This is a genomic window from Luteibacter sp. NPDC104163, assembly GCF_055584245.1.
Map to the genome: position 1 here is coordinate 21462 of NZ_JBVJMK010000026.1, position 23372 is coordinate 44833.

Genomic DNA, 23372 nt, shown 5'->3' on the forward strand with positions numbered 1-23372 from the left:
CTCGGGGATGAAGCACATGACGACCAATTCCACTCATCTGCCGGGTAGCGCGCGCCATCGCACGCGGCGCTGGACCCTGGCGGTCGCGCTGGTCGCGGCCTGGGGGTTCGCCGGCAGCGCGGCGGCCGAAACGGCGCTCAAGAACGTCACCTACGATGCGCAGCCTGGCGGCCGCGTCGAGCTGACCCTCGCGTTCTCGGGCCACGCGCCGGAGCCGAAGGTCTTCACGACCACGAATCCGCCGCGCATCGCGATCGACCTGCCGGACACCACCAACGCGTTCTCGACGCGCCACCTGGATGTCGGCAAGGGTTCGACCTCCGGTGTCTCGGTGGTCTCGGCCGGTGGGCGCACTCGCGTCACGGTTGAGCTGTTCCGCGATTCGGCCTACAAGACCCGTGTCGACGGCAACAACCTGATCGTCACCGTGAACAACGGCCCGACGGGCGCGACGACCACCACGGCGATCGTGTCCGACCCGACCAAGGCGCTCCCGTCCAGTGCGGGTACGCCGCTTTCCAACATTGATTTCCGTCGCGGCGACACCGGCCAGGGTCGCGTCATCGTCACCCTTGGCAACGAGAACACCACGCCGGAAATGCGTCGCGAAAGCGACCGGGTCGTCGTCAGCTTCACCGGCGCAACGCTCCCGGCCAAGCTTGCCCAGCGCCTCGACGTGCTCGACTTCGCCACCCCGGTGCAGTCGATCCAGTCGTCGTCGGTACCGGGTGGTACCCGCATGGAGATCAAGACCCGGGGTGATACCGAGGTCTCGGCCTACCAGAGCGGCACCGAGTACGTCATCGAAGTGGCCCCGAAGAAGGCCGCCCCGCTGACGGGCAAGGCCGCCAAGGGTCAGGAACCGACGTATTCGGGCTCGCGCCTCACCTTCAACTTCCAGGACATCCCGGTCCGCTCGGCCCTCCAGCTCATCGCGGACGAAGCCAAGCTCAACCTGGTGGCTTCGGATAGCGTCGGTGGCAGCGTCACGCTCCGCCTCGTGAACACGCCGTGGGACCAGGCACTCGATGTGATCCTGCGTGCCAAGGGCCTGGACAAGCGCCGCAGCGGCAACGTCATCTGGATCGCCCCGCAACAGGAGCTGGCCAGCTACGAGCAGAGCCTCGCCGATGCGCGCCAGAAGGCGGAAGACAACGCCGAACTCGTCGCCGACTACATCCCCATCAGCTACGGCAAGGCCGAAGACATTGCCAAGCTGCTGACCCAGGGCAGCATGACGGGCGGTGGCGGCAGTGGCGGCGGCGCGGGTGCGACGCGTGGTTTCCTCTCCCCGCGCGGCAGCGTCTCGTTCGACGAGCGCACCAACACCCTGCTTATCAACGATACGCCTGACAAGATCCGCGACCTGCGCGATCTGATCGGCACGCTCGATCGCCCGGTGCAGCAGGTGCTGATCGAATCGCGCATCGTGGTGGCCACGGATACGTTTACCCGCGACCTCGGCGTGCGCTGGGGTGTGCAGGCGAGCCGTACCAACCCGAGCGGCCAGGTGATCAGCACCACGCCGGACCTGAGCAGCGGCACGGCGCCGAACCAGGGCTCGGCTGGCCTCGCCACGCAGATCTGGAACGCGAACCATCCGCTGAGCGGCACGCCGACGCCGACCACGATCACCTATCCGGGTGGCTACAACGTCAACCTGCCGGTCTCGAACCCGGCTGGCAGCCTCGGCCTCGCGATCCTCGGCTCGAACTACCTGGTCGACCTGGAACTCTCGGCCGCGCAGACCGAAGGCCGCAGCGAAGTGATCTCCAGCCCGCGCGTCATCACGGCCAACCAGCAGGAAGCCGTGATCAAGCAGGGTACCGAGATCGGTTACGTCACCTACCAGGCGTCCAGCTCGGGTGGTGGCGCGCAGAACGCCACGGTGCAGTTCAAGGACGCCGTGCTCGAGCTGCGCGTGACCCCGACGATCACCGCCGACAGCCGCGTGTACCTCAAGATCAACGTGAAGAAGGACGCTCTCGCCGGCAACACGCCGTCGCCGGGTGGTGGCTTCGTCCCGTCGATCGATACCCGCGAGATCAACACCTCGGTGCTCGTGGATAACGGACAGACCGTGGTCCTTGGCGGCATCTACGAGATCACCAAGGCCAACACCACGAAGAAGGTCCCCGGCCTCGGCGACATCCCGGGCATCGGCGTCCTCTTCCGGAACACCTCGCGCCAGAACGACAAGGCTGAGCTGCTGATCTTCGTGACGCCGCGCATCCTCAGCAACACGCTGCAGTAACGGAAAATCGCTTCCGGCAGTACCCAGGGGCGGCCTCGACGGGCCGCCCCTTTTTTTGGCCCCGACTTCCGGCCCTAAACTTTATGGCGTCGCTGTGGTCTCATCGGGCCTGTCGTCCGCTTTCCGAGCCACCACCATGCCCGAGACCCAGCCCGTCGCCACGACACCCCTCCAGGAGGCCTTCGTCCGCCTGCGCGAGGAGTTGTCCCGCGGCATCATCGGCCAGCCCCACCTTGTGGAATGCCTGTTGATCGCCCTGCTGGCCGATGGCCACCTGCTGGTGGAAGGCGCGCCGGGCCTCGCGAAGACCACGGCGATCAAGGCGCTCGCGACCCGCGTGGAGGCTGACTTCCACCGCGTCCAGTTCACCCCCGACCTCTTGCCCGCCGACCTGACCGGCACGGATATCTTCCGTCCACAGACCGGCACGTTCGAGTTCGAGCGCGGCCCGTTGTTCCATAACATCGTGCTCGCCGACGAGATCAATCGCGCGCCGGCCAAGGTGCAGTCAGCCCTGCTCGAGGCCATGGCGGAGCGCCAGATCACGATCGGCCGCCGGACCTGGCCCCTGCCCGAGTTGTTCATGGTCATGGCCACCCAGAACCCGATCGAGCAGGAGGGCACCTTCGCGTTGCCGGAAGCCCAGCTCGATCGCTTCCTCATGCACGTCACCATCGGTTACCCCGATGCGGACGCCGAGCTCGCCATCCTCCGGCTGGCCCGGGAGCAGGCGCGCGAATCGATGCACCCCGCACCGCCGCCCGCACACATGCTGCGGCCCGCCGATGTGTTCGCGGCGCGCGACGCCGTGCTCGCCGTCCATATGGCGGCGCCGCTTGAGCTCTACATCACGCAACTGGTCGTCGCCACACGCGAGGCGGGGCGCTACGGCCCGGAGCTCGCCCGCTGGATCGCCTGGGGGGCCAGCCCGCGTGCCACCATCGCGCTCGACCGCTGCGCCCGCGCGCACGCCTGGCTGGCCGGGCGCGACTATGCGCTGCCAGAGGACGTGCACGCGATCGCGCACGAGGTTCTCCGTCACCGCGTGTTGCCCAGCTATGAGGCCGAAGCGGAGGGCGTGCGCGTCGATACGGTCATCGATCGGCTGCTGGACCTCGTGCCGCTGCCGTGAGCGCCGTTCCTGTCGTCGCCGATCCCCGCGTAAACGTCGCGCTGCCCGAGCTGCTCGCGCTGCGGTCACGGGTCATGCGCGCCGCGCCCCCGCCGATCGTTTCGCGTGCGCCACGCAGTGGCCAGCGCCCGGGTCGGCTGCATGGCCGTGGCATGGATTACGCGGAATCGCGGGTCTACCAGGCCGGCGATGATGTCCGCCGCATGGACTGGCGCCTGACCGCGCGCAGCGGCGTTGCACACACCAAGCTGTTCCAGGAAGAGCGTGAGGGCCGCCTGCTGGTCCTGCTGGATACCAATGCGAGCATGCGTTTCGGTACGCGGACGCGCTTCAAATCCGTACAGGCCGCACGGGTCGCCGCCACGGCCGCGTGGTACGCGATCCGCGGCGGCGATCGCGTGGGTGTGCTCGCGTTTGGCGGCTCGCGGCATCTGCTGCGGCCCCAGGGCGGTCCGCGTGGTGCGCTGGGCGTGTGTGGTGCGCTTGCAACATGGGACGCGATGCCGGCCGGCGCCGACGAAAGCCTTTCCGCGGCGCTGCAGCGTGCCGGGCGCCTCATGCACGGTGCGTCGCGCGTGCTGCTCGTCAGCGATGGCTTTGCCGTGGACGAGGCGGCTTACGGCCGCATGCTCGGCCTGGTGAACAAGGCCGAAGTCCGCATCATCACCGTGGCCGACCCGCTCGAAATGGCCGATCCCCCGGCAGGCCGCTACCCGTTCGCGCACCGCGGCGTGCACTACGACATCGCCCTGCATGGTGAACGCCAGCGTGCGGAATTCGCGCACACGTTAGGCTCGGGCCGCGCGCGCCTTGCGCAGCTCGCGAGCCAGCTGGGCCTGCGCCAGCGCACGCTGGATACGTCGGCCGATCCGCTCGATGCCGTCATCGACCTTCTCGGCGCGGCGAGGAAGCGTTGATGCCCCCGCAGGAACCGCAGCTTCGTGACATCCACGTGCCGCACGTGTCGTGGTGGCCGCTGGCGCCGGGCTGGTGGGTGTTGGCCGGCCTGGTGGTCATCGCGCTGCTGGTCACCGCATGGCTGTGGCGTCGCCGCGCCCGGCGTCAGCGATTTATCGAAGACGTGCTTGTCGACCTGCGTGACGCGCGTGCGCGCCACGCTTCCGATGGCGATGCCGCGGCGTTCGCGGCTACCGCGCACGCGCTGCTTCGCCGCGTGGCGCGCACACGCGATCCGCATACGGTCACTTCATCCGCGAACAGCTGGCATGACGCATTGGCCGGCATGGCACCCTCCCGGGATGTTTCGCGTCTCGTCGCGCTGGGCGACGTGATTTATCAACCGCGCGCGGCCCTCGATGTGGATGCCGTGCACAAGGACGTCGAGGGCTGGGTGCGCGACGTGCTTTCCCGCCGCGCACGGCATTCAAGGGGGAGGGCACATGTCGCTTCCTGAGTTTGCGTGGCCGTGGCTGTTCCTGGCCTTGCCGCTGCCGTGGATCCTGCGCCGCGTGCTGCGGCCCGTGCGCCCAGGGCAGGCATTGAACCTGCCACAGCCAGGGATCACGCTGATGCAGGCATCGGCGAACCGTGCGTCGTTCGCCGTGTCCGCGCTCATGTTGCTCGCGTGGGCCTGCCTGGTGACCGCTGCCGCGCGTCCGCAGCACCTGGGACCGCCCGAGCCGCAGAAGCGGAGTGGGCGCGCGACGATGCTTGCCGTGGATCTTTCCGGAAGCATGTCACTCGATGACATGACCCTCGCCGGTCGGCAGGTCACGCGTTTCGCCGCGGTCGAGGCCATCGCGGGCGACTTCATCGATCGCCGGGCCGGCGACGAGCTGGGCCTCATCCTGTTCGGGTCGCAGGCCTACCTTGTCACGCCGCTCACCTACGATCTCGATGCCGTGCGTGCCCAGTTGCACGACGCGGTGGTAGGCCTGCCGGGGCGCGAGACCGCCATCGGCGATTCGATCGCGGTTGCCGTCAAGCGCCTCGCCGACCTGCCGCAACAAGCCCGCGTGCTCGTTCTGCTGACCGACGGCGTCAACAACGCCGGGGCCATCGCGCCGCGCGAGGCCGCACGAGCCGCGAAGGCCGCTGGCGTGCGCGTGTACACCATTGGCATCGGCGCGACCGCCATGCGCGTGCCCGACTTCTTCGGCTCGCGCATCGAGAACCCGTCGGCCGATCTCGATGTCGGCATGTTGACCGATACCGCCAACCAGACGGGTGGCCGTTTCTTCCGCGCGACGGACACCGAGGAGCTGGCGAAGGCCTATCGCCAGATCGACGAGCTCGAGCCCGTGCCGCGCCAGGGCGCATCGCTCAGGCCGCGCGACGAGTTGTTCCGCTGGCCGCTCCTTGCCGGCGTGCTCCTGCTCGTCATCGCGCTGCTCCCGCGCTGGTTGCCGGCGAGGGCCGTCGCATGAATACCTTCTTCGGCCCCTTACATTTCCTCCAGCCGCACTGGTTGTGGTTGCTGCTGCTCGTGCCGCTTCTCGCATGGGCCATGCTGCGGCGTTCGCCTGAAGTGCGCGTGCTCTCGCGCCTGGCCGACCCGGCCTTGTTGCCGTACCTTCTGGACGGCACGCCGCGCGCATCACGCTGGCCTGCGTGGGCCGCCGTGTCGGCGGCCGTGCTTGCGATCCTTGCGCTGGCCGGCCCGACGTGGAGCCACGGCAACGAGCAACTCTTCAGCGAGCGCGCCGCGCAGGTCGTAGTCGTTTCGATGTCGCCACGCATGCTCGCGCGCGATGTCGTGCCGGATCGCCTCAGCCGTGCACGCTACAAGGTGCGCGAGCTCTACGCGGCGAATGGCGACGGCATGAACGCCCTCATCGCCTATACCGGCGAGGCCTTCACCGTGGCCCCGCTGACCACCGACGCGCACAGCGTGGATGACCTGCTCGCGGCCCTGGCGCCCGATACGATGCCGGTCGGCGGCGATGATGCTGGCAAGGCGATCGACCAGGCCGTGGACCTCATCCGACATGCGGACGTACGCGGCGGCTCGATCGTCGTGGTGGCCGATCGCGTGGACGCGGGCGCACAGGCTGCCGCGCGGCGCGCCGTGGCCGCGGGCGATCGCGTATCCGTGCTGGGCATCGGTACGCCACGCGGCGGGCCGATCACCACTGGCGACGGCCAGTTCCTGAAGGACGAGCAGGGTGCGATCGTGATGGCGCCACGCGACGACGCGTCGTTGCGCGCGCTTGCCGCGGCGGGCTCCGGTACCTTCGCCGTCGCATCGGATGATCGCGCGGACATCGCTGCGATGGCATCGGCCCTGCGCGACGCCGGCAAGGTCAAGGCGGAAGATGGCGCGAGTACCGCCCGTTGGGAAGATCGCGGTCCCTGGTTCCTCCTGCCCTTGTTGCCGCTGGTCGCGCTGGGTTTCCGGCGTGGCTGGCTGCTGGTGCTCGTCCTCGCGGTGCTGCCGGTTGCGCCGTCGCACGCGGCATCGCCGACGGATGTTTTCCGCACGCGCGACCAGCAGGCCGCCGCCGCGCTGGCAAAGGGCGATGCGAAGGAGGCGCAGGCACTCGCCAGCAGCAACGGCCTGAAGGGTGCGGCCGCGTTTCGCGCAGGCGACTTCGCCGCCGCGGAGGCCTCGCTGCGCAACACGCACGACAGCGACGGCCAATACAACCTGGGCAACGCACTAGCGAAACAGCGGCAGTACGACGAGGCGATCGCCGCCTACGATCGCGCGCTGAAGGCGAACCCGGCGAACGCGGACGCGGCGGCGAATCGCAAGGCGATCGAGGACTTCCTGAAGCAGCAGCAAGAGCAGAAGAAGGACGACAACGGCGCGAAGGGCCAGAACAAGGGTAAGCCGGACAACAAGCCGGGCAACCAGGGCCAGAACCAGCAGGGCCAGCAAGGGCAGCAGGGCCAGCAGGATGACGCGTCGAAGGGCCAGCAGGGCGGGCAATCCTCCGGCGGCCAGGACCAGGATGCATCGCAGCCGCCCGCGCAGGGCCAGGCGGGCGAGGGCGAGGGCAAGGACAAGGGTACCGATGCGGGCAAGGCGCAGCCGCCGCAGGGCGATGCGAATGGCAAGTCAGCCGCCGATCGTGCTGAGGCCGAACAGGCGCAGCAGGCGCTGAAGCAGAAAATGGATGCGGCGCTCGCGGGCCAGAAGCAAGCGGACAAGGGCGAACAGCACGACCTCGGCCAGTTGTCCGAATCCGAGGCCTCGTCGAAACTGCCCGCCGATGTCCGCCGCCAGCTGATGCGTGTACCGGATGACCCGGGCGCCCTGCTGCGCAGCAAGTTCATGCTCGAATACCAGCGCCGCCATGGCGCTGTCCCGGAGGAATGATGATGCGCCATGCATGGCTGGCCCTTGCGCTTTCACTGGTCGTCGCCGTTGCGCATGCGCAGGCGGCCGCACCCGTGGCATCGCTCGATCGCGCGCGCGTGGGCAGCGGTGAAACGGTCACGCTCAATATCGAAGTGGGCGAGGATGAGCTGGGCAACCCCGACCTCTCGCCGCTGGGCGCGGATTTCATCGTGCTCGGTACATCGACCAACCACACGCTGAGCATCACCAACGGCAGGCGCGAGGCGCACACGATCCTCGGCATTGCGCTGCGCCCGAAGCGCGAAGGGCAGCTCACCGTGCCCGCGCTCACGATCGACGGCCAGGCCACCCAGCCGCTCGCGCTTACCGTCGAAGCCGCCGGTAGCGCGCCCGCCGACGCGGCGAACCGGCCGGTCGTGCTCGAGGGTAAGGTCGAACCTTCCGCGGGTTATGTCGGCCAGCAGTTCGATTACACGCTGCGCCTGTACTTCGCGGTGAACCTCGCCGACGGCCAGCTCGGCGACCCTTCCGCCGAAGGCGCGGAAATCCGCCGCATCGGTTCGGACGCGAACTACCAGAGCACGCGCGGCGGCCGGCGATTCAACGTCGTCGAGCGTCACTACGCCATCATCCCGCAGCACCCGGGTGCGCTCGAGATCAAGGCGCCCGGTTTCCAGGGAACGGCCGTCGATCCCACCGACGTCAACTCCTTCTTCGGTGCGGGGCAGCCGGTGAACGCGGTCGCGGAGCCCGAGCACGTCGAAGTGCGCGCGCGACCGGCTGGCGCACCGGATGGCGCGTGGTTGCCCGCGCGCAGCCTCACGCTCTCGCTCGATGGCTTCCCCGCCGACGGCAAGGCGCGGGTGGGCCAGCCGATCACCCTGAACATGCGCATGGATGCGATCGGCCTGCCGTTCGAAGCATTGCCGGCGTTGTCATTGCCGAAGCTCGATGGTGCCGATGTCTACCCCGACAAGGCGGTGACCGGCAGCAGCACCAGCGGACCCTGGATCACCGGCCGTCGCCAGCAGGGCTTCGCGGTGGTGCCTACGCGTCCGGGCACGCTGCACATCCCCGAAACCACGCTGCACTGGTGGAACGTGGCGACCGACAAGGCGCAGACCGCGACGATCCCGGCTCGCGATATCGAGGTCGCCGCCGGGGCGGCGGGTGTCACGAACACACCGCCGGCGATCGCAGCGACTCCCGCTGCACCGGCCGCGGCGACCTCGGCCGCCGCGACGCAGGCGCCAGCGCAGGTCGCCACCACGGGATCCCCGTGGCCGTGGCTTGCCGCGGTGGCCGTCCTCTTGTGGCTGCTCACGCTTGCCGCGTGGTTTCTCTGGGCGCGGCGACATGGGCGGCCGCCGCCGGTGGATGCACCGCGTATGTCGCCGGCCGAATCGCAACGACCGGGGCCCGCTCGTGAGCATTTTCTCAAGACTGCGGCGGGCGACGACCTCGTTTCGACGGAGCGCGCGCTCCTCGCGTGGGCACGTTCCGCGCGCCCGGACATCCGCGGCATCGGTGACCTCGCGCTGGCCCTCCAGCCGGGCCGTCAGCGCGACGTACTCGGGTTGTTCCAGCGTGCTCGTTTCGGCCAGGGGAGCATCGACCCCGTGATGCTCCGCGACGCTTTCGCCGGCGGCTTCGATTGGGCCCACGTGGCAGGGCCCGGTGACGGGGGCGGCCTGCCCCCGCTCTACCCGCGCTAGGCGCCGCCTAGCGCGGTGCGGAACGCCTCCGCCATGCCCGCGCTGAAAGCGCAGAAAACCACGCGTGCCGGCGCCCATGGAGCGTCGCGCACGGCACGCACGGCCACGCTGGCCGCCAGGCCGGCCGGATAGCCGTAAACACCGGCGCTGATAGCCGGAAACGCGATCGACGCGACGTCGTTTTCGCGGGCGAGCGCCAGGCTTCGCTGGTAACAATCGGCAAGCAGCGCGGGCTCACCATGGCCGCCCCCGTGCCACACCGGCCCTACCGTGTGGATCACGAAACGCGCGGGGAGGGCGAAGCCAGGGGTGATCCGTGCTTCGCCGGTCGGGCAGCGCACGCCCCGGCGTACTTCCGGAAGGGCCCGGCAGGCCGCCAGGAGCGCCGGGCCGGCCGCCCGGTGGATCGCCCCGTCGACGCCCCCGCCGCCCAGCAGGCTCTCGTTGGCGGCGTTCACGATCGCATCGACGGCCAGGCCGGTGATGTCCGCCTCGATCACTTCCAGTGCCATGCTTCTTCCTCGCTTGTGACGGGTGGGCACAGGTGGATACGATGCCCACCACCACCGCAAGAAAAGCCGACCTGCGACCCTGCCATGGCCGACCAGCCCAAAGTTGAAGATATCTCGTTCGGGTACCTCCTCAACGACGTGACGTTGCTTTTCCGGAAGCATTTCGACCGTCGCGCGGTGAAGTTCGGGCTGACCCGTGCCCAGTGGCGCGCCCTGAAGTGGCTGCACCGCCGGCCGGGCATGCGCCAGAACGAGCTTGCCGAACAGCTGGACATGGAGCCGATCGCGGTCGGCAGGGTCATTGACCGCCTGCAGGCTGCTGGTTTCGTCGAGCGCCGGCCCGATCCCAAGGATCGCCGTGCCTGGCGCCTGCACGATACCGACCAGGCGCGCAGCGTCATCGACGACATGGAAGATATCTCCCGCGGGCTGCGCCGGGATTCGACCCAGGGCATCGCCGCCGCCGACCTTGAGCAGATGCTCGCGGTCCTGGAGCGCATCAAGGAGAACCTCCAGGCGCTGGACGAACCGTCCGAGGAAAGCTGAACGGCTGTCAACGCGATTGCCGAAGCTGCGTTTCCAACACGGATGTCCCGACTAAACCCATGTCCGCGCACTCCCCGGCGCGGCGACCGAAGCTAAGGCTTCGGCCGGAGCCCCCATGCAACGATCCCCAGGGAAGAAATTTCTCCTCATCGCCGGTCTTGTCGCGGTCGCCGCCGTTGGTGTCGGCGTGTGGCGGCACGGCGCGGATGGCAAGGACGCACAGCAGCCGGCCAAGGGCGCCAGCGCGTCCGCCGGTACGCCGGTGACCACGGCCGTCGCGACGCGTGGCGAGATCGATCTCTCGCTCAAGATCATCGGCCGTGCCGAGGCCTATTCCACGGTCAACATCCGCTCACGCGTGAATGGCCAGCTGGAGACCCTGGCATTCACGCCGGGCTCCCACGTGAAGAAGGGCGCCTTGCTTGCACAGGTCGATCCCCGCCCGCTGAAGGCCGCGCTGGATGAAGCCCAGGGCAAGGTCGCGAGCGACCAGGCGCAGCTGACCAAGGCGGAAGCCGACCTGGCGCGTTACCAGAACATGCTGGGCAAGGGCTTTGTCAGTCGCGCCGATTTCGACCTGTACAAGGCGAACCTCGGTGTGGCGCGCGCCGCGCTGGAAAGCGACCGTGCCGCTGCGCGCGCCGCGCAGGTGCAGCTCGATTTCACGACGATCAGCGCGCCTTTCGATGGCGTCACCGGCGCGCCGCTGGCGTATCCCGGTGCGACGCTCACCGCCGATACCACCGATATCGTCGTGTTGAACGAAGTGGATCCGATCCGCGTGGCATTCGCGATTCCCGAAGACAGCCTCGCGGCGGTGCGTGCCAGCCAGCGGCGCGGCGCGTTGCCGGTCGAAGCAAAGATTCCCGGTGACACGGGTGAGCCCTTGAAGGGCGAACTGGAGTTCGTCGACAACGCGGTGGATGCAACCACCGGCACGATCGTGCTGAAAGGCCGCTTCGGGAATGGCGATGGCCGGCTCACGCCGGGCCAGTTCGCTGAAGTGACCTTGCCGACGACGCGCCTGACCGACGCCGTCAGCATCCCGGTCATCGCCTTGCAGAGCTCCACGGCGGGTACCTTCGTGTTCGTGGTGAAGCCCGACCAGACGGTGGAGCAGCGTAGCGTCAGCACCGGCGCCAGCACGGCGGCGCGGGTCGTGATCGACAAGGGCCTCGCCGAAGGCGAACGCGTGGTGACCGAAGGCCAGATGCTGCTGGTCGACGGCGCGCGCGTGCGCATCGACAAGGGCTGAGGAGGGGCGCGGCGTGAACCTGCCTGAACTGTGTATCCGCCGCCCGGTGATGACCACGCTGCTGATGGCGGCGCTGGTGATCTTCGGCATTGCCGCGTATCCCAAACTCGCCGTCAACGAGCTGCCCAACGTCGACTTCCCCACGATCAACATCAGCGCGAGCCTGCCGGGTGCTTCACCCGAAACCATGGCTTCGTCGGTGGCCACGCCGCTCGAGGCGCAGCTGTCGACGATCGCGGGCATCGATTCGCTCACGTCATCCAGTTCGCTGGGCTCGACGCAGATCACCGTGACTTTCGCGCTGGACCGGAGCATCGATGGCGCGGCGCAGGACGTGCAGGCGGCGATCTCCGCGGCGCAGCGCCAGCTGCCGCAGGATATGCCGACGCCGCCGACCTATCGCAAGGTGAACCCGGCTGACGCACCCATCCTGTTCCTGACCATGCAGTCGTCGACGCTGCCGTTGTACACGGTGGATGACTTCGCCGAGACCGAGCTTGCACAGCGGCTGTCGATGGTGGAGGGTGTGGCCCAGGTCAATGTCTACGGTTCGCAGAAGTACGCCGTGCGTATCGCGGTGGATCCGGATCGCCTCGCGGCGACCGGTATCGGCGTCGACCAGATGGCCAGTGCGATCGCTGCGGCGAACGTCAACAAGGCCACCGGCGCGCTCAATGGCAGCCGCCAGCTTCTTTCCATCCGTTCGGATGGCCAGCTGATGCGCGCCGCCGACTACAACCAGGTGGTGGTCGCATACAGGAATGGCGCACCCATCCGCCTTTCTGATATCGCCACGCCGCGCGACAGCGTGCAGGACGACCAGAAGGCGAGCTGGTTCAATGGCAAGCGCTCGATCACGCTGGCGATCCAGCGCCAGCCGGGTGCGAACACCGTTGAAACCGTGGATCGCATCTTCGCCCTGATCCCCGGCTTCGAGGCGACGTTGCCGCCATCGGTCAAGCTGAACGTGCTGTACGACCGCTCGGTCTCGATCCGCGATTCGGTGCACGACGTGCAGTTCACATTGGTGCTCGCCGGCATCCTCGTGGTGCTCGTGATCTACCTGTTCCTCGGCAACGCGTCGGCGACGCTCATCCCAGCGGTGGCCTTGCCCATCTCCGTGCTTGGCACGTTCGGCGCCATGTTCGCGCTCGGCTACAGCCTGGATAACCTTTCCCTGCTGGCGCTGACGCTCGCGGTGGGCTTCGTCGTCGATGACGCGATCGTGATGCTCGAGAACATCATGCGCCACATCGAGATGGGCGAAAAACCCTTCGAGGCGGCGGTGAAGGGCGCGGGCGAAATCGGCTTCACCATCTTCTCCATGACGTTGTCCCTGGTCGCCGTGTTCATCCCCGTGATGTTCATGGGTGGCATCGTCGGCCGTCTGTTCCACGAATTCGCCGTCGTGATCAGCGTGTCCATCCTGATCTCGGGTTTCGTGTCGATCACGCTGACGCCGATGCTGTGCAGCCGCTTCGTCAAGGCGCACGACCACGACAAGCGCAGCCGCATCGTCGTCTGGTTCGATGCGGGCTTCAGCGCGGTGACCTCGGGCTATACGCGGACGCTGGCGTGGTGCATGCGCCATCCGCGCGTCGTTATCGGTGTGTTCGCCCTGAGCCTGGCCGCCACGGGCCTCCTGTTCGCCGTGGTGCCGAAGGACTTCATCCCGGCCGGCGACAGCGGCCAGCTGCGTGTCACGACGGAAGGGCCGACGGATATCTCGTTCGCCGCAATGTCGGCGCGACAGCAGGCACTCGCGGAGATCGCAGGCAAGGATCCGAATATCAGCGGGTACATGTCGAGCGTCGGTGCGGGTGGCCCGCGCTCGACGATCAACTCCGGCTCGATCCTGCTCACGCTGCGCCCGGCGGGCGAGCGCGGCCACACCACGCCGGACGAGATCATCCAGGAGCTGCGGCACAAGTTCGCCCAGGTGCCGGGCATCCGCACGTATATCCAGAATCCGCCGGCGATCCAGGTGGGCGGCCGTCAGTCGAAGGCGCAGTACCAGTACACGGTGCAGTCGACCGACCTGAAGGCGTTGTATGCGTGGTCGGGCAAGCTCGTCACCGCGTTCCAGAAGCTGCCTGGCTTCCAGGATGTCACCACCGACCTGGACCTCAACAGTCCCTCGATGATGGTGCAGGTCAATCGCGACAAGCTGGCGCCGATGGGTCTCACCATGGATCAGGTGCAGACGGCGCTGGGCACGGCGTTCGGCGAGAACCAGATCTCGACGATCTACGGCTCCGCTACACAGTACTGGGTAATCCTGCAGGTGGAACGGCGCATGCAGGATGATCCTGCCGTGCTGTCCAGGCTGTACGTCACATCGGATACAGGCAAGCTAATTCCGCTCAGCACGGTGGCACGCTTCGAGCGCAAGCCGCAGGTGCTGACGGTGAACCACCAGGGCCAGTTGCCCGCGGTGACCGTGTCGTTCAACCTCGCGCCTGGCGTATCGCTCAGCGATGCCGTGGCGAGCATCGATCGCGCCACCACGGAACTGAAACTACCCGCGACACTGAGTGGCAGCGTGCAGGGTACGGCACAGGCGTTCCAGGACTCGATCAAGGGCATGGGCCTGCTGTTGCTGCTGGCCGTGTTCGTGATCTACCTGGTGCTGGGCATCCTGTACGAGAGCTTCATCCATCCGCTCACGATTCTTTCGGGCCTGCCCGCCGCAGCCGTGGGCGCGCTGCTTACGCTGGTGATCTTCCAGGCGTCGCTGGACCTGTTCGCGTTCGTCGGCATCGTGATGCTCGTGGGCATCGTGAAGAAGAACGCGATCATGATGATCGACTTCGCGCTGGAGCGTCAGCGCGACGAGGGCATGGCGCCGTTCGATGCGATCTTCGAAGCGTGCCGCGTGCGTTTCCGCCCGATCATGATGACGACGATGGCCGCCTTTGCAGGTACGTTGCCGATCGCGCTGGGCATTGGCGCCGGTGCCGAAACCCGCCGGCCGCTTGGTCTCGCCGTGGTCGGCGGCCTCGTGGTGTCGCAGATCCTTACGCTATACCTCACGCCGGTGATCTACCTCTACATGAACCGCCTGCAGGAGCGCGTGGCGCCGAAGCAGATCGGGGAGCCGTTGCCGCACCATTGATCGGTGCGGCCATTCAACTGTGGGAGCGCGCTTGCGCGCGATAAGCCAGCTGCGTCACCGCTTCGTCGGCTTATCGCGCGCAAGCGCGCTCCCACATCCCTGCGTCAATCGTGCGCGCCGTCTTTTGCGAACGCGCCCGGCGCCGAGCCGAAGTTGCCATCCGCCTGGGCGGCCATATAGGCGAACGTCGCGTAGACCGCCACGTTCTGCGCCAGCGCCTTCGGGTCGATCTTGTCGAGCGTGTCGTTGGCGTTGTGGTGGTAGTCGAAGTAGTCGGTGCCGTCCTGGGTCAGCGACAGCGCGGCCATGCCCTTCGCGTGCATCTGCGACAGATCCGAACCGCCGCCGCCGGGCTTATCCGGATCGTAGGCCACGCCGATGGGTGCGATCACCTTTGCGATCTGCTCGATCGCGCCACGTGCCTCCGGCTTCACCGATGCGCTCATGCGCCAGATGCGGCCGGCGCCGAAATCGGATTCGGTGCCAAGCTGGAACTTCGATACATCCTTCGCGTGCGCTTCGGCATAGGCGCGGCCGCCCCACAGGCCCATCTCTTCGTTCGCGAAGGCGATGACGCGAATGGTGCGGTCCGGGCGCTCCGGCATGTCCTTGATCAGCTTCGCGGCGGCCGCGGCGATGGCCACGCCGGCGCCGTCATCGATCGCGCCCGTGCCGAGGTCCCAGGAATCCAGGTGGCCACCGATCGCGACGATCTCGTTCGGCTTCTTCTTGCCGGTCACTTCGGCGATGACGTTTTCGCCTTCATACGTGCCCTTGAAACCGACATCGAGGTCGAGCTTCAGCGTGACCGGCTTGCCTTCCTTCAGCACGCGCTCGAGCTGGTCGGCATCCGGGAGCGAAAGCGCGCCCGCCGGGATCGCTTCCTCGGGCTTCGTGAAGCCCGTGACGCCGGTGTGCGGCGTGCGGCTGTGCGGGTCGGTACCGGCCGAGCGGAGCAGGTAGGCCGCAGCGCCCATCTGCGCGGCGAGCACCGCGCCGCGCGTACGCGTGGCTGAGCCCATGCCGTAGTCGTGGCCGTCCTTCTGCTGGGTCATGTGGGTGCTGACGTAGACGATCTTGCCCTTCACGCTGGCCGGATCCGCCGCCTTCAGTGCATCGAGCGTATCGAAGCCCACGACCTCGGCGGTGAGGCCGCCGGCGGGCGTGCCTGCCGAATAGCCGAGCGCCGTCACGTACAGCGGCTGCGGGTAGGGCGAGACGATGGCGGCGTGCTCGCTGCGGCGTTCCCACAGCGGGTAGCTCACCTTCTCGGTGTACACCTTGTCGAAACCCATGGCCTTGAACTTCGCCACGGTCCATTCGACGCCACGCTTGTCCGCCGGGCTGCCGGCGAGGCGCGGGCCCACTTCGGTGGTGAGGCCGCTGACGAAATCGTAGCCCGTGTTGTCGGCCATGGCCTTGTCGCGCAGCGCGGTGGCGGCGGCCACGGCCTTCGCCGGAACGGTGGTGGCCTTGTCGGCCGCGTGGGCGGAGCAGGCGAGCGCGATGCACGCGGCGAGCGCGTGGAGACGGATGGCTGGACGCATGGGTGACCCCTGGGGACGGAAACCCCGATTATGGACCCGGCAGCCCATGCGGGCGCCTAGGTAGGAAGTCATGCATGGCGCCGGGCGGGCAGGATGACCGAAGCGCGCAGGCCGCCCTCGCGGCGGTTGCGGATATCGACCGAGCCGCCGTGTTCCGAGACGATAGCCCGCACGCTGGCCAGGCCGAGACCGATGCCACCCGTATCGCGGTTGCGCGAAGCCTCGAGGCGAAAGAACGGCTCGAACACCTGGCGTTGCATGGCCTCGGGGATGCCCGGGCCATCGTCGTCGACCTCCAGCACGCAGTTCTCGCCCTGGATGCGCAGGCGCATGCGCACGCGGTCGCCGTACTTCAGTCCGTTGTCCACCAGGTTCTCGACGGCGCGACGCAGGGCGACGGGATCGCCATCCACGGTAAGCGCCTGGCCGGCCTGCACCGACACGTCGTGGCCGATATCCACCAGGTCATCCGCCACGCTCTCGACGAGCAGGCGGAAATCGAGCGGCTGCCGGTTCGGCCCCGAAGAACGGTCGCGGATGAAGTCCAGCGCGGCCGAGATCATCGTCTTCATCTCGCGGATATCCGCGTCCACCTTTTCACCCAGGGGATCCGGCAGGCCATCGAGACGGAACGAAAGGCGCGTGAGCGGCGTGCGCAGGTCATGCGCGATCGCGCCGATCATCTGCGTGCGTTCCTGCATCATGCGGTTCATGCGCGCCTGCATGGCGTTGAACGCATCCACCGCCTGGCGCATTTCGGTAGGCCCTTCGGAAGGAACGGGCGGGGCGCTGGCATCGCTGCCGAGCCGGTGCGCTGCTTCCGCAAAGCGACGGATGGGCGCGGAAAGCGCGCGGGCGAACACGGCCGCCAACGGCAGCATGATCAACACACCGAGGCCCAGCATCCACAACAGGCGCGCGCCCGCGGTATCCGCGAACGGCGTGGCGGGCACGGTCACGACACGCCACGAGCCATCGTCCAGCTGCAGGCCGACGACGGAGGGCCCCGATATCGCGCGGCCGAACGACGGCATGGGGCCCAGCCCGCTTTGCGTCGCGAAGACGCGCAGGTGGTCGCGTTGTACGGCGAGCGCCCCGGCGAGCCGTTCCAGCAGGTGTGCCGAGGCGCCCTTGTCGTAATCGTCGGTAGCCTGCGGCGGCGTCTTCTGTACGCTCACGTCGATATCGGTGATGCGTGGCGGTCCGAACCCACCCGGCATGCCGCCATCGCCCGGCGGCCTGCCCATGTCGCCGTGCGGCCGGCCGCCGTCGAAGTAGGGACGATCCGGCGGCTGCTGGTCGGGACGCAGTGCATTGATGAGATCGAAGAAGCTGGCCGACGACACGGGTTGCGGCGGGCGCACGGTGAATACGAGGAAGCCGATCGCAGGCGTCACCAGCAAGGCACAGGCCAGCATGAGGAAGCTGCGCGCGAAGATCGACAGGCGGGGAGCGCGGATCATGGGCGGCTTACCTTAGGGACCAGCATGTAACCCTCGTTGCGCACGGTGCGGATCATTTCCATGGCGGCGCGGTCGTTGAGCTTGCGGCGCAGGCGGCTGATCTGCGTATCGATCGCGCGGTCGTATACGTCGGTGCGGCCGCCATGCACCAGGTCCAGCAACTGGTCGCGGGTGAGGATGCGCTGGGGGTGGTCGACGAAGGCGCGCAAGAGGGCGAACTCCCCATCCGAAAGGTTGATGAAGATGCCGGTCGGATCGCGCAGGTCGCGTCGCGTGACATCGAAGCGCCAGCCCGCGAAGAGGTAAGGGCGCGCATCGTCGGACACGATCGGCTCGCTGGAGTTCACCCGGCGCAGCACGGCGCGTACCCGCGCCAGCAGTTCGCGCGGGTTGCATGGCTTAGCCAGGTAGTCGTCGGCACCGACCTCGAGGCCGATGATGCGGTCGGTATCGCCACCCAGCGCGCTGAGGATGATCACAGGCGGCCCTTTCTCGGCCGTGAGCCGGCGCGCGGCGGAGAGGCCGTCCTCGCCGGGCATCATCACATCCAGCACGACCAGGTCGGGCCGTTCGGCCGCGATGGCACGATCCATCTGCGCGGCATTCTCGGCAACCTGCACGCGATAGCCGTGCCCGCCCAGGAAGCCGGCAATCAGGTCGCGAAGTTCGGGGTCATCATCGACCACCAGGATAAGGGCGTGTGTGTCCATGGCCATGCGCGTTTGATAGCAGAAACCGCGCCATGGCGCGTGTCTCGCGTGGCACGTGGCCGACACAAAGCAGACACACGGCGACAACGGCGGGTGACGAGCGCCCGGTAGCCTGCAACCTATCGTCGCTACGCAGGCTCCTGCCCGATGTTCGTTTTTCCCCGCTGGTCCACCACGTTATTCGCCTTTGCCATGACGGCAGCGGCGGCTGCCTACGCCCAGGATCGTGACCCTCCGCGCCCCCCGCCGCACGGTCCGGCGTTCGAAGCGGCCATGGATGATTGCTGGGTGGATTACGGCGGGGAACCTGATGACCCGGTCCCGCCGGACATGATGGCCGAATGCATGGCCTCGAAGGGCTTCCCGCCCCCGCCGCACCGCCGGCCACCGCCGCACGGCGCACCGTTCGGTGACGGCGATGACGATGACCTGTTCGGTGATCCGCTCAGCGGTCCGTTCGCTGGCCCGTGAGGAGGTACACCATGCCGTTTTCGCAGCCCGCCCTGCGCACCGTCCCGCCGCTGCCCGCGCCGCGTGCGCACCTGGCCGCCGCCCAGCGCTTCTGGGATGAATTCGGCCAGGGAGCGGCCCGCCAGCCCGGCCAGACCGTATTGCTCGATGGCTACGCCGGCCATCGCCTCCGCTTTGCCACGCTGAGCCACGCGCCGCACGTGTTCAGTAGCGACCACCTGCCACGCGAGCATCGCCAGGCGGCGTTGCTGGTGCTGCAACTGGAAGGCGAAAGCCAGGTGGAACAACACGGGCGCCGCGCGCGGATTTCGCCGGGGCAATTCGCCCTCGTCGATCTCTCACGACCGTTCCGCGTGGATACCGGCCGCTCACTGATCCAGGCCGCCTATCTCCCGCTGGCCGTGTTGCGCGATGCGGTACCCCGGCTCGAGCAGATCACGGCGACGGCGCTGGATGGCCATATCGCCGCGGCGACCTTCCTTCGCAGTCTTTTTCGGGACCTGTTCGAGCAGGCGGAGGACATGACCGAAGCCATCGCTGACCGACTCGTCGCGGCGATACCGCACATGCTCGCGGCGGCGACAGCCATGCTGGGTGACGCGGCGCCGCCGCCGTCGCAGCTTCGCCAGCACCACAAGGAGCAGGTCCGTCGCTATGTGCGCGAGCACCTGGCCGATTCCGCGCTGTGCGCGGAAATGATCGGCAAGGGCGTGGGCCTGTCCACGAGCTACCTGTTCGAGCTGTTCGCCGACGAAGACATGACGCTCATGCGCTGGGTGCGCTCGGAACGGCTTGCGCGTTGCCGGCGAGAACTTGCGGATGCGTCCCTACGCTACCGCAGCATCGCGCACATTGCGCAAGCGTGGGGTTTTGGCGACATGACCCACTTCGGCCGCAGCTTCCGCGAAGCGTATGGACTGTCGCCGCGCGCATGGCGCAAGAACGCGCGTATGGACGTCCATCCGTCCAAGGAAAGTCCGAGCGATGGCGGAGTTTCATGCCACGTCGCTACGCGGATTTAACACTACATTGAAATGGCGGTGACCGCGTACATGACGCGCGGCACCCGCGGCCTTCGCCCCGGTGCAGTGGGGATGGTGAACGCCAGGCGCTGCATCCGGGCAGGCCGATCACTTCAATCTGGGGAGAGTCCCGTAGTGTCCAAGCATCCATCATCCACGGTCCGGCGCAGCCGGATCAGTGTCGCCCTCGCCCTGGCCCTGGGGGTCGGTGCCGCCTTCGCCCAGTCGACCACCGGCAGCATCTTCGGCCAGGCCCCGGTCGCCGAGGGCGAAACCGTCGTCGCGCGCAGCGCCAATGGCATCAGCCGTGAGGTAGCCGTCGGTGCCGACGGCCGCTACACCATCGGCTCATTGCCGCTCGGCTCCTACACGGTCAGCCTCATGCAGGGCGGCAAGGCCGTCGATGCACGCAACGACGTGAACCTTCGCGTCGGTTCGGGCACCGAGGTCTCGTTCGCTTCGGCGGCGAATGCCACGGACGCAACCAGCCTGGGCTCGGTCACTGTTTCGGCGAACGCCCTGCCGCCGGTCGACGTATCCAGTGTCGATTCCCGTACCGTGATCACCGCGCAGCAGCTGGCCAAGCTGCCGCTGGCGCGCAGCGCCGAGGCGATCGCACTGCTCGCGCCGGGCGTAGTCCCGGGCTACAGCGGCTTCACCGGAACGACGAACACCGGCAATACGCTGGTCTCCATCGGCGGTTCCTCGGTCACCGAGAATGCCTACTACCTCAACGGCTTCAACACGACCGATCCGCTCAGTGGCTTCGGCGGCATCACCCTGCCGTACGGCGCGATCGACCAGCAGGAAATCCTGAGCGGTGGTTATGGCGCCGCCTACGGTCGCTCCGATGGCGGCGTGATCAGCCAGAGCGGCAAGCGCGGCAGCAACGAATGGCATTTCGGTGCGCAGCTGCTGTGGGAGCCTGCGTTCGCGCGCGGCACGAGCCCCAATTCGTACTACCTGACGGGCACGAAGGAAGGGCAGATCTATCGCCGCTACTCGCAGAACAACTCGTGGTCCGAGACGGAGAGCGCCTACGTCGGCGGCCCCCTGATCAAGGACAAGCTGTTCTTCTTCGCGGCGGTGGAGCAGCAGAAGCAGTCATCCAACTCCGTGCAGCCGGTGACCACCTCGCTGAACGATCGTTACGAGTACCACAATCCCAAGTGGTACACGAAGATCGACTGGAACATCAATGACAGCAATATCCTCGAGCTGACCGGGGCGGGTAGCAAGACCCAGTACAAGGGCAACTACTACGACTATGACTACGACACCGGCCAGACCGGTGCGCTGAACAGCCAGGATACGTCGACCAAGAACGACGCCCGGGTCTACATCGCCAAGTACACCAGCTATATCACCGATGACATCACGCTCACGGCGATGTACGGCAAGCAGAAGATGACGTACTACAGCGAGACCCCGGGCTATGACCCGTCGCTGACGTACATCCTTCACCCGGAACTCGAGAATCCCGGGGTCACGGGCGGCAGCACGATCAACAATGGCCAGTCGGCGCTGACCATCGCCAACCCCGACCATTCGGCGACCACGCGCAATCTCCGCCTCGATCTGTCGTGGAAGCTGGGTGACCACACCATCACCGGCGGTATCGACAACCTCGATTCCCACGATGTCGATGACGGCGAGAACGCCGTGGCCTGGCAGTATGGCTATGGCACGCCCGATGTCGCCATCAGCGATGCGCCGTTCGTCGCGGCACCGAACACGGGTGCCGGTGGCGAGACGGGCTATTACGTGTCGAAGTACATCTACAGCACCTCCGCGTCGGTGCGCGTGAAGCAGCGTGCGCAGTACCTCGAGGATCGCTGGCAGGTCGATGACCGCTGGCTGGTCCAGGTCGGCCTGCGCAACGACCAGTTCACCAACTACAACCCGAACGGCGAGGCGTTCCTCCGCCTCACCAAGCCGCAGTGGGCCCCCCGCCTCGGCGCTACGTGGGATGTGAACGGTGATTCGTCGCTGAAGGTCTATGCCAATGCAGGCCGCTACTACCTCGCGATGCCGGCGTCGGTCGCGCTGCGTGCCGCCGCGGGCTCGGTGTATACGAATGAGTACTACACGTACACCGGCATCGATGCGAACGGCTACCCGACCGGGCTGACCCAGCTCGCCTCGGCGACCGGTGGTGCGGTATCGAACAACAATGAGTACGGCCAGTCTCCGGATGCGAAGACGGTGGCGTCGAGCTCGATCAAGTCCGAGTACCAGGACGAGTACCAGCTCGGCTTCGACCAGCAGATCAACAGCGACTGGGTGTGGGGCATGAAGGGCCAGGTGCGCAAGCTGCGCAATATCCTGGACGATATCTGCGATACCGACACGATCGCCGGCAAGGCCGCTTCGATGGGTTACGACATCGATGCGTCGTCCATGAACGGCTGCTACCTCTCCAACCCGGGCCGCAGCAATACGTACCGCATCGCGGACATGAACGGCGGCTACGACAGCGTGACCGTCTCCGCCGCGGACTTCGGCATGCCGAGCGCCAAGCGTAGCTACTACGGCCTGGAGACCTACCTCGAGCACCCGTTCGACGGCACGTGGACCGGCAAGATCGATTACCTGTACTCGAAGAGCTACGGCAACACCGAGGGCCAGGTGCGATCGGACATCGGCCAGACCGACGTCTCGGCGACGGTGGACTGGGATTACGGCAAGCTCATGGAGTATTCCAACGGCCTGCTCTCCAACGATCGCAAGCACCAGATCAAGGCCTACGGCTCGTGGCAGGTCGCGCCGGAGTGGATGCTCTCGGGCAACATCCTGATCATGTCGGGTACGCCGAAAACCTGCCTGGGTTACTACGGCGCGGATGAAACCAACCCGGTCGGCTATGGCAGCTACTACCACTATTGCGGTGGCCAGGCCTCGCCCCCGGGTGCCGCCGGGCGCCAGCCGTGGCAGCACATCATCTCCCTGTCGGCGGAATATCGACCGATGTGGGCGGCCCAGAAACTTGCGTTCAACGTGATGGTCTACAACGTGTTGAACGAGTCGAAGGCGACGGCGAGCTACGCGTTGTATGGCACGAGCGCGGCACCGAACACGAACTACGGCCGCGTCACGTACTACAGCACGCCGCGTTACGTCCGCTTCGGTATCACGTACGACTTCTAAGCAGCCGCTTCAAACCGCATACCAATAATAAGGCGCCCGAGCCGTGAGGCTCACCTCCCGGGCGCCAGATCTCCCCAGATAGGCCGCTGGCTCTTCCCGACCAGCGGCCCTTTTTTGTGCATTCTGTGGGAGCGCGCTTGTGAGGTGACCCCCAGAAGTTGGACATCTTCTCCCACCTGAGATGTCCGACATGGCCAAGTACCCGAAGCGCTTCAAGCT

16 protein-coding genes and 1 pseudogene are annotated in these 23372 nt (G+C 67.2%); 13 read left to right on the plus strand and 4 right to left on the minus strand.

Annotated elements, in window-relative coordinates; translation table 11 throughout:
- The first annotated feature begins 16 nt into the window (after positions 1-16).
- From pilQ to ACZ6YI_RS20690, 7 genes are all read left to right on the plus strand, one after another.
- Positions 17-2254: a type IV pilus secretin PilQ gene (pilQ, locus tag ACZ6YI_RS20660; RefSeq protein ID WP_465780265.1), complete on the plus strand. Its 2238-nt coding sequence runs from the start codon at positions 17-19 to the stop codon at positions 2252-2254.
- Between the two features lie 136 nt (positions 2255-2390).
- Positions 2391-3386, plus strand: coding sequence for an AAA family ATPase (locus ACZ6YI_RS20665; RefSeq protein WP_465780266.1), 996 nt, complete (start codon positions 2391-2393; stop codon positions 3384-3386).
- On the plus strand, positions 3383-4303 hold the full coding sequence (locus ACZ6YI_RS20670; protein WP_465780267.1) for a DUF58 domain-containing protein: 921 nt from the start codon (positions 3383-3385) through the stop codon (positions 4301-4303). The genes ACZ6YI_RS20665 and ACZ6YI_RS20670 overlap by 4 nt, the downstream gene beginning before the upstream one ends.
- On the plus strand, positions 4303-4800 hold the full coding sequence (locus ACZ6YI_RS20675) for a DUF4381 domain-containing protein (protein WP_465780268.1): 498 nt from the start codon (positions 4303-4305) through the stop codon (positions 4798-4800). Before ACZ6YI_RS20670 ends, ACZ6YI_RS20675 begins: the two co-directional genes overlap by 1 nt.
- A complete protein-coding gene (locus ACZ6YI_RS20680; protein WP_465780269.1) occupies positions 4787-5773 on the plus strand; it encodes a VWA domain-containing protein in 987 nt (328 codons plus the stop codon). The genes ACZ6YI_RS20675 and ACZ6YI_RS20680 overlap by 14 nt, the downstream gene beginning before the upstream one ends.
- Entirely contained in the window at positions 5770-7668 is a 1899-nt protein-coding gene (locus tag ACZ6YI_RS20685) for a tetratricopeptide repeat protein (RefSeq protein WP_465780270.1), read from the plus strand. The genes ACZ6YI_RS20680 and ACZ6YI_RS20685 overlap by 4 nt, the downstream gene beginning before the upstream one ends.
- A gap of 2 nt (positions 7669-7670) precedes the next feature.
- Positions 7671-9365, plus strand: a complete 1695-nt coding sequence (locus ACZ6YI_RS20690; protein WP_465780271.1) for a BatD family protein — start codon at positions 7671-7673, stop codon at positions 9363-9365.
- Here ACZ6YI_RS20690 and ACZ6YI_RS20695 read toward each other — a convergent pair.
- Entirely contained in the window at positions 9362-9877 is a 516-nt protein-coding gene (locus ACZ6YI_RS20695; protein WP_465780272.1) for an O-acetyl-ADP-ribose deacetylase, read from the minus strand. The genes ACZ6YI_RS20690 and ACZ6YI_RS20695 overlap by 4 nt on opposite strands.
- A gap of 84 nt (positions 9878-9961) precedes the next feature.
- Between ACZ6YI_RS20695 and ACZ6YI_RS20700 the strand changes: the two genes are divergently transcribed.
- The 3 genes from ACZ6YI_RS20700 to ACZ6YI_RS20710 all read left to right on the plus strand — a co-directional run bounded on the left by ACZ6YI_RS20700 (position 9962) and on the right by ACZ6YI_RS20710 (position 14793).
- Positions 9962-10423, plus strand: coding sequence for a MarR family winged helix-turn-helix transcriptional regulator (locus ACZ6YI_RS20700; protein ID WP_465780273.1), 462 nt, complete (start codon positions 9962-9964; stop codon positions 10421-10423).
- A 115-nt stretch (positions 10424-10538) separates the two neighbouring features.
- Complete coding sequence (locus ACZ6YI_RS20705) at positions 10539-11678, plus strand: efflux RND transporter periplasmic adaptor subunit (protein ID WP_465780274.1); 1140 nt, start codon at positions 10539-10541, stop codon at positions 11676-11678.
- A 13-nt stretch (positions 11679-11691) separates the two neighbouring features.
- Positions 11692-14793 carry an efflux RND transporter permease subunit gene (locus ACZ6YI_RS20710; RefSeq protein WP_465780275.1) on the plus strand — a complete coding sequence of 1034 codons (3102 nt, stop codon included), beginning with the start codon at positions 11692-11694 and terminating at the stop codon, positions 14791-14793.
- Positions 14794-14897: 104 nt separating this feature from the next.
- On the opposite strand, the gene ACZ6YI_RS20715 is transcribed toward ACZ6YI_RS20710, so the two are convergent.
- The 3 genes and pseudogenes from ACZ6YI_RS20715 to ACZ6YI_RS20725 all read right to left on the minus strand — a co-directional run bounded on the left by ACZ6YI_RS20715 (position 14898) and on the right by ACZ6YI_RS20725 (position 18513).
- Entirely contained in the window at positions 14898-16340 is a 1443-nt protein-coding gene (locus ACZ6YI_RS20715; RefSeq protein WP_465780276.1) for a M20/M25/M40 family metallo-hydrolase, read from the minus strand.
- Positions 16341-16408: 68 nt separating this feature from the next.
- Positions 16409-17233: pseudogene (locus tag ACZ6YI_RS20720) on the minus strand (ATP-binding protein); the annotation flags it as partial.
- Between the two features lie 566 nt (positions 17234-17799).
- Positions 17800-18513: a response regulator gene (locus ACZ6YI_RS20725; protein WP_465780277.1), complete on the minus strand. Its 714-nt coding sequence runs from the start codon at positions 18511-18513 to the stop codon at positions 17800-17802.
- 147 nt (positions 18514-18660) lie between these two features.
- Between ACZ6YI_RS20725 and ACZ6YI_RS20730 the strand changes: the two genes are divergently transcribed.
- The 3 genes from ACZ6YI_RS20730 to ACZ6YI_RS20740 all read left to right on the plus strand — a co-directional run bounded on the left by ACZ6YI_RS20730 (position 18661) and on the right by ACZ6YI_RS20740 (position 23153).
- Positions 18661-18984, plus strand: coding sequence for a hypothetical protein (locus tag ACZ6YI_RS20730; protein ID WP_465780278.1), 324 nt, complete (start codon positions 18661-18663; stop codon positions 18982-18984).
- Positions 18985-18995: 11 nt separating this feature from the next.
- On the plus strand, positions 18996-20006 hold the full coding sequence (locus ACZ6YI_RS20735; RefSeq protein ID WP_465780279.1) for a helix-turn-helix domain-containing protein: 1011 nt from the start codon (positions 18996-18998) through the stop codon (positions 20004-20006).
- A gap of 135 nt (positions 20007-20141) precedes the next feature.
- On the plus strand, positions 20142-23153 hold the full coding sequence (locus ACZ6YI_RS20740; RefSeq protein WP_465780280.1) for a TonB-dependent receptor: 3012 nt from the start codon (positions 20142-20144) through the stop codon (positions 23151-23153).
- Positions 23154-23372: the final 219 nt, after the last annotated feature.